This is a genomic window from Mycobacterium sp. E183 (assembly GCF_001667735.1).
Taxonomy (GTDB): domain Bacteria; phylum Actinomycetota; class Actinomycetes; order Mycobacteriales; family Mycobacteriaceae; genus Mycobacterium.
In genome coordinates, this window is sequence record NZ_LZJN01000116.1 from 1 (window position 1) to 6,519 (window position 6,519).

At 70.6% G+C, this 6,519-nt stretch carries 6 protein-coding genes and 1 pseudogene; 2 read left to right on the plus strand and 5 right to left on the minus strand.

What is annotated here, in order from left to right:
- The 4 genes and pseudogenes from A5691_RS12370 to A5691_RS12385 form a co-directional block, all read right to left on the minus strand.
- Window positions 1–401, minus strand: a 401-nt coding sequence (locus A5691_RS12370; RefSeq protein WP_067778728.1) for a carboxymuconolactone decarboxylase family protein, incomplete at its 3' end; no start/stop codon positions are given.
- Window positions 398–790, minus strand: a complete 393-nt coding sequence (locus A5691_RS12375; protein WP_067747987.1) for a hypothetical protein — start codon at window positions 788–790, stop codon at window positions 398–400. The genes A5691_RS12375 and A5691_RS12370, both read right to left, overlap by 4 nt.
- A 62-nt stretch (window positions 791–852) precedes the next feature.
- Window positions 853–1,425 (minus strand): annotated as a pseudogene (locus A5691_RS12380) (PPE family protein); the annotation flags it as partial.
- Window positions 1,426–1,463: 38 nt separating this feature from the next.
- The gene (locus A5691_RS12385; protein WP_067747983.1) at window positions 1,464–3,206 is read right to left on the minus strand and encodes an amidohydrolase family protein; all 1,743 of its coding nucleotides are present in this window, start codon (window positions 3,204–3,206) and stop codon (window positions 1,464–1,466) included.
- Window positions 3,207–3,260: 54 nt separating this feature from the next.
- On the opposite strand from A5691_RS12385, the gene A5691_RS12390 reads away from it, so the two are divergent.
- Window positions 3,261–3,785, plus strand: a complete 525-nt coding sequence (locus tag A5691_RS12390; RefSeq protein WP_068017923.1) for a mycothiol transferase — start codon at window positions 3,261–3,263, stop codon at window positions 3,783–3,785.
- Window positions 3,786–3,806: 21 nt separating this feature from the next.
- Window positions 3,807–4,667 (plus strand): hypothetical protein, encoded by an 861-nt coding sequence (locus A5691_RS12395; protein WP_068017933.1) that lies wholly within the window; start codon window positions 3,807–3,809, stop codon window positions 4,665–4,667.
- Here A5691_RS12395 and A5691_RS12400 read toward each other — a convergent pair.
- Window positions 4,664–6,394 (minus strand): cytochrome c biogenesis protein CcdA, encoded by a 1,731-nt coding sequence (locus tag A5691_RS12400; RefSeq protein ID WP_068017925.1) that lies wholly within the window; start codon window positions 6,392–6,394, stop codon window positions 4,664–4,666. The two genes, A5691_RS12395 and A5691_RS12400, sit on opposite strands and share 4 nt — an antisense overlap.
- Between the last annotated feature and the right edge of the window lie 125 nt (window positions 6,395–6,519).

The window sequence follows — 6,519 nt, forward strand, 5'->3', positions numbered from 1 at the left end:
CAGGAACCGGTGCGCTCCAGCTCGTCGACCGCCTCGATCAGGGTCCGCTCGTCGGGCGCCCACCGCGGGTCGTCGGGGCCGGCGGTCACCAGCGCGTCGCACTCGTCGTCGCTGACACCCGCGATCGGACCCCAGAACGCCGCCTGCCCGCCCCACTCGTACCGGCAACCGAGGAGCGCGCAGCTGCGCAGGATCGCGATCGTCCGCGTCCGGGCGGGCAAAAGCGCTGCGACATAGAGTGATTCGCCGAGCTTGCGCAGCCGGGTGGCCAGCGCCGGGTGGCGTTGCAGGCAGCGCACCAGCAGCAGCGGCTCATAGGTGCGGTCCGGGTGACCCCAGCTGTTGATCCCCGCCGCGTCCTCCTCGCTCCACGGCGGGGCCAGCGGGGCGACGCGGCTCACCGGGAGAACACCACGCAGTCGTGCAGGCAGCCCTTGGCCGCGCCCGGGGAGCCGGGGTCGGCCTCGCGGTGCAGAAGGGCGCGGCCGGGCACGACTTCCAGGCGAACGGCGTCGCCCGCGTCGCTGACCTCGGCCGTGCCATCGACGATCAGCGAATAGCCGCCGGGCTCGGTCGGGGGCCACAGCAGGGTGACGTCGCGGCGCTGCGCCAAATTCTGGCGGGTGCGGCCACCGATGAGGCCGACGTCCAGCGTCGCGTCGCGCATCCGCGGCTCGACCGTCACGGTGTGGACGCGGTAGTCGTCGTCGACGGTGACCAGGTAGGCGAACGGGTAGTCGGGAAGGGCGGCCGCCAGACGCTCGACGTCCACCTGCTTCTTGGTGCGCATGACCCTCAGGATAGGCGCGGGCCGGGCCGCTACAGCGTGCGCGGAACCCGCGCCGCCGGCAGGCCGAAGGTGAGCTGGCCGCTGCTGCTGAAGTGGAAACCGAGGTTCTGCAACACCTGCTGCCAGGGCGCCAGTTTCTCCACGGCCGCCGACGCGTCGGCGTGATAGCCGTACATCGCCTCGACGTCGGACGCCCACATCTGGTCGTAGGCGGCCTCGATGTCGGCGATCGCGGGGGTGTTCTGGCCCAGCCAATTGGTGGCCGACAACGCCTGCGCCAGCGCGCGATTGGCCGCGACCACCGCGGGCTGCACCGTGGCCGCCAACGCGCCCTCGAACGCCGCCGCCACCGCCGAGGCCTGGCTGGACACCGCCTGGGCCTGGGCCGCCGCCGCGCTCAGCCAGCTGACGTAGTGCGTGGCGAGAGCCATCATCGCCGCCGAGGACGGCCCCTGCCAGGAGCCGCTGGCGAGATTTGACGTAACCGAAGAAAACGACGATGCTGACGATGCCAAGTCCTCGGCCAGTCCGTCCCAGGCTTCCGCGGCAGCAAGCAGCGGCCCGGCTCCGGGACCCGAGAAGATTCGTGCCGAGTTGACTTCTGGCGGCAACCACGCAAAATGCGGGCTCGTCACCGGCTCAACTTACCCGGGATCTGGCTGTTTTGGTGGCGTTATTGCGCGGGTACCGGGCGCGGTTGCCGACCGCGGACCAACTTGCCTGGACGAGCGTCGGTGGGCACGCCGTTCTCCGCGATCACTTCGCCGGCCACGATCGTCGCGACGTAGCCGTCGGCGGTCTGGTCGAGGCGCCGGCCCCCGGCCGGCAGATCGTAGGTGATGACCGGCTTGTGCAGGCGCAACGCGGCGTGATCGATGACGTTGAGGTCGGCCTTGTAGCCGACGCCGATGCGCCCCCGGTCGCCCAGTCCGGCGATGCGCGCCGGCACCGACGTGAGCTCGCGGACGGCCTGGGGCACGGTGAACCGGCCCGACTCGCGGTCGCGCGCCCAATGCGTCAGGAAGTACGTCGAGTAGCTGGCGTCGCAGATCATCCCGTAGTGCGCGCCGCCGTCGCCGAGCCCGAGCACCACGTCGTCGCGGTGCAGCAGCTTGCCCACGGTGTCCAGCGAATTGCCCTGCAGGTTGCTGGTCGCCACCAGCAGCATGGCGCGGCCCTCGTCGTCGAGCAGCCGGTCGTAGGCCTCCTCCATCGGGTTCACGCCTCGTGCCCGCGCCCGGGCCCCGATGGAGGTCGACGGGTCCGGCTCGTAGTCGGGGGTGTCGCCCAGCGGGTAGATCCAGTCCCACATCTGGGCCACGTACAGGATCGGGTGGCCCTGGCCCGGCTTGTCGGCGAGGATGCGCGCGCGCACCTCCGGCTTGCGCATCTCGGCGACCCGCTCGGCCAGGGGCAGGTGCGCGATTTCGCGGTAGCTCGGGTAAAGCACGAACGGGTTGGCGGACAGCTGCAGCCCGATGATCAGCCCGATCGGGCGCGGCAGCAGCTGTGCGGTGATCCGGGGGTCACCGTCGCCGGCCCGGGAATTCGCCTTCTCGATCATCGTGATGGCGTCCTCCCACGTCGGGTCGCCGGAGTTGGCCACCACCAGCGTGAAGGTCAGCGGCAGGTCGACGTCCTCGGCCACGTCGAACACCGTCTGCAGCACGGGCTCGTAGCCGCCGGCCGGGATGTCCGGCACGAACTGAAGAAGGCCGCCGCCGCCGTCGACGACACCGCGGGCGATTTCCTCGATCTCCTCCCGCGCGGCGTCGTAGCTCGGGATGGGCGAACCGCTTTCGGTTTTGTGGATCGTCAGCCGCGACGACGCGAAGCCGAGCGCCCCGACCTCGACCGCCTCCTTGGCCAGCGCCCGCATCTGGGCGAGGTCCTCGGCGGTGGCCGGCTCGCGGTCGGCGCCACGCTGGCCCATCACGTAGACCCGCAGCGGCGAGTGCGGCAGGTACGCGGCGACGTCGATGTCCCGCTTGCCGGCGTCCAGCGCGTCCAGGTATTCGGGGAACGTCTCCCAGGTCCAGGGCAGGCCGTCGGTCATGACGACGCCGGGAATGTCCTCGACCCCGGCCATCACGTCGACCAGGACATCGTGGTCGGACTGGCGGCACGGCGCGAATCCGACGCCACAGTTGCCCATGACCACCGTGGTCACGCCGTGCGCCGACGAAGGCGTCAGGCGTTCCGACCAGATGGACTGGCCGTCGTAGTGGGTGTGCAGGTCGACGAAGCCCGGGGTGACCAGCAGGCCGGTGGCGTCGATCTCCCGCTCGGCGCGCTCGCCGTTGACCCGACCGACGGCCGCGATCACCCCGTCGGTCACCGCGACGTCGCCGACGTACGGCTCACCACCCAGCCCGTCGACGATGGTGCCGTTGCGGATGATCAGGTCGTAAGTCATGCAAATAATCTACGACCGCGCCCGCCGGTCGTGCCAGGATCTAGTGTCGCTGGTATGGCCAACACCTCCAGCCCCGACGCCGCCGTCCAAGAACTGCTCCGCGACGCGTTCACCCGGTTGATCGAACACGTCGACGACGTCGCCGACGGCCTGACCGACGCGGTCGCCGACTACCGGGTGTCCCCGGGCGCCAACAGCATCGCCTGGCTGCTCTGGCACAGCGCGAGGGTGCAGGACATCCAGCTGGCCGACGTGGCCGGGGTCGAGCAGGTGTGGCTGCGCGACGGGTGGGTGGACCGGTTCGGGCTTGACCTGCCGCGCAACGACACCGGCTACGGGCACGGCCCCGAGCAGGTCGCCAAGGTCAAGGCGCCCGTGGATCTGCTGTCCGGCTACTACCACGCCGTGCACAAGCTCACGCTCGAATACGTCGCCGGCGTGACCGCCGCCGAGCTGGAGCGGGTGGTCGACACCAACTGGGATCCGCCGGTGACGGCCAGCGCCCGGTTGGTGAGCATCATCGACGACTGCGCCCAACACCTCGGGCAGGCCGCCTACGTTCGCGGAATCGCGCCTTAAGGATCTCCCGGCGTGGGCATCGTGGCCGCCGTCTTCAGGGCGGTGCTGTGGCTGGCGACCACGGTCGCGCTGGCCGTGGCCGTTCCGGCGGTGTGGCTGCAGCTGAACGTGGTCAGCGAGGGCGGCTACGTCGCGCTGGCCCAGCGGGCCGCCGGCGACCCCGCGCTGCAGTCCGCCGCCGCGGACGAACTGGCCAACCGCGCGATGGCGCTCATCGCGGAGCACACCGGCGGACGCCAGCCGGTCGAGGGGGCGGAGGTGCACCTGGCCGCTGTCGCGTTCACGGCCGGGCCCGCCTTCCCGGCGTTGTTCGCCCAGGCGAACCGGGCGGCGCATCGCTGGTTGTTCACCGCCGACGGCGCAGGCGAGTCGTGGTCGATCGACGTGGCGCCGATGCTCAAGGACGCCGCGATGCAGCGGATACTGAGCCGCCACAACGTGAAAGTGCCCGCGACGCTGACGGTTCCGTTGACGGCATCGGCGCCCTCGGCCCACGGGTCGCTGCGGTCGGGCCGGTTGAGCCCGCTCGGCACGTGGGGTCCGTGGGTGAGCGTCGGCGCGGCCGCCCTGAGCGTCGTCTGCGCCGTGCTGCTGCTGGCCACCGCGCGACGCCGCGGTAAGGCACTCACCAGCCTCGGGGTCTCCGCGCTGCTGGTCGGCGCCGCCGGCTGGGCGGGCATCGAGATCGCAGGCCGCCACGTCGGCGACGCGCTCAACCGGACCACCGACGACATCCGGCGCATCGCCGAGGTGATGGTCTCCCACGCCGAGGCGGGCCTGCACCAATGGCTCAACCTCACGCTGCTCGTGGGCGTCGCGCTGGTGATCGGCGGTGTGGTCGTCGCGATGCTGGGCAGCCTGGCCAAGAAGCCGGCCGGCTAGCCGAAGGTGAACGAAAACACTTGCAGCCCAGGGCTGACCCGCATGTCGAGCTGGTCGCTGCGCGCGGCCTCATCGGCCACGATCGGGTGCAGCGTGGGTGGGCCGCCGATCGCCGTCGTCGTCGTCTTGCCGTCCCGGGACACGGTCAGGGTGCCCGTGCCGCCGACGACGACGTAGACGTCCTTGGCGGTGTAGCTCAGCCGGATGCCGGTGTCATCGCTGTCGGCGGTGGCGCCCTGGTCGTCCAGCTTCCACCGGCCGCGCAGCGCGAACTTGTCGGCCGGCAGTGACGCCGGGTAGTCGAACGTCGCGGTGCCCGCCTTGTATTCGCCTGTGCCGCCGTAGTTTCGGGCTCGGTCGACCCCCAGATACGTCTCGGGCGTGAGCCGGGTCTGCGGCGTGGTGTCCGGCGAATGTGTCGGCCCGGGCAGCCGGGTGCCGGGATGCGCGCCGACGAGCAGCTCGCGGATCAGCTTCTCGGTGCCGTCGTAGTCGCCCTCGCCGAACTTCGTGTGTCGCACCTGGCCGGTCGCGTCGATCAGGTATTCCGCCGGCCAGTAGAGGTTCTGGTAGTTGTTCCAGGTGGTGTAGCCGTTGTCCAGCGCGACGGGGTAGGGGATGTGCAGCGCGGCGGCGCCGCTGGCCACGTTGGCCGGCACCCGTTCGAAGGCGTACTCGGGGGTGTGCACCCCGATGGCGACGAACCCCGCGTCGTGATACCGGTTGTACCAATCGATTACGTGCGGGATGGCGCGCTGGCAGTTGATACACGAGTACGCCCAGAAGTCGATCAGCACCACCTTGCCGCGCACCGCCGCCGGGTCCAGCGGCTCGCCGTCCGGGGTGTTGAGCCACCCGGCGATGCCGGCGATGGCGGGTGCCGGGCCGCACTGCTGCAACTGCGTGGCGCCCTCCATGCAGTCGGTCAGCGCGCCGTCGATGCTGACCCCGCCCGGGCTGAGTTGCAGGCCGCTCGTCCCGGGCGGGGGTGTCGCCGGGCCTGCGTTGAGCGTGCGCTGGATGTCGTCGGCGCCGATCTTGTTCTGCATCGCCGTCGTGTAGTCGGGGATGGCGCGCTGCAGCATCGCCGGCAGGTTGAAGACCAGCGCGACGGCCAGCACGACCATCGTGATGCCGCCGGCGACCTGGATCACGCGCTGGTGGCGACGGAACGCGGCGACCCGTTCGGCGACGCGTCGCCCGGCCAGCGCGAACGCCAGCAGCGGCACCGCGTTGCCCAGGGCGAAGGTGCCGGTCAACAGCAAGACGCCGGCCCCGATGGACTGCGTGCCGCCGGCGACCACGATCGCGGCGAGCACCGGACCGGCGCAGGGCACATACAGCGCGCCCAGCGTCAGCCCTAGCCCGAAACCATCGGTGTTGGGCCCGATTTGACGCTGCGGCAGGTACGCGAACGGCCGCTCGATCAGGTGCTGTAGCGGCGGGAAGATCAGCCCCAGCCCGATCAGCACCAGCACCACGAGGGCTGCCCACCTGATGGCGTCCTGCGGCAGGTGCAGCGCGGTCAGCAGCGCCGAGCCGATCAGCGTGGCCAGCGAGAAGCTGCACACCAGGCCCGCGATCAGCAGGTAGGGCCGGGCGGCCGAACTGATGCCGCGTGAACCGCTCGCGCCGGACAACAGGATCACCGGGAGCACGGGCAGGATGCACGGCGAGATCGCGGTGATGAGTCCGCCGAGGAATCCGATGAGCGCGATGGTGTGCATAGCTAGTTACACCTTTACCTGCGAGAAATGGTTCACGTGGCCCGGAACAAGTCACGTCCCGTGCGTTATGCAAATCACACAATGTGCGTTACGCTCGGCCGGTGGCGCAGTTAACCTTCCAGCGC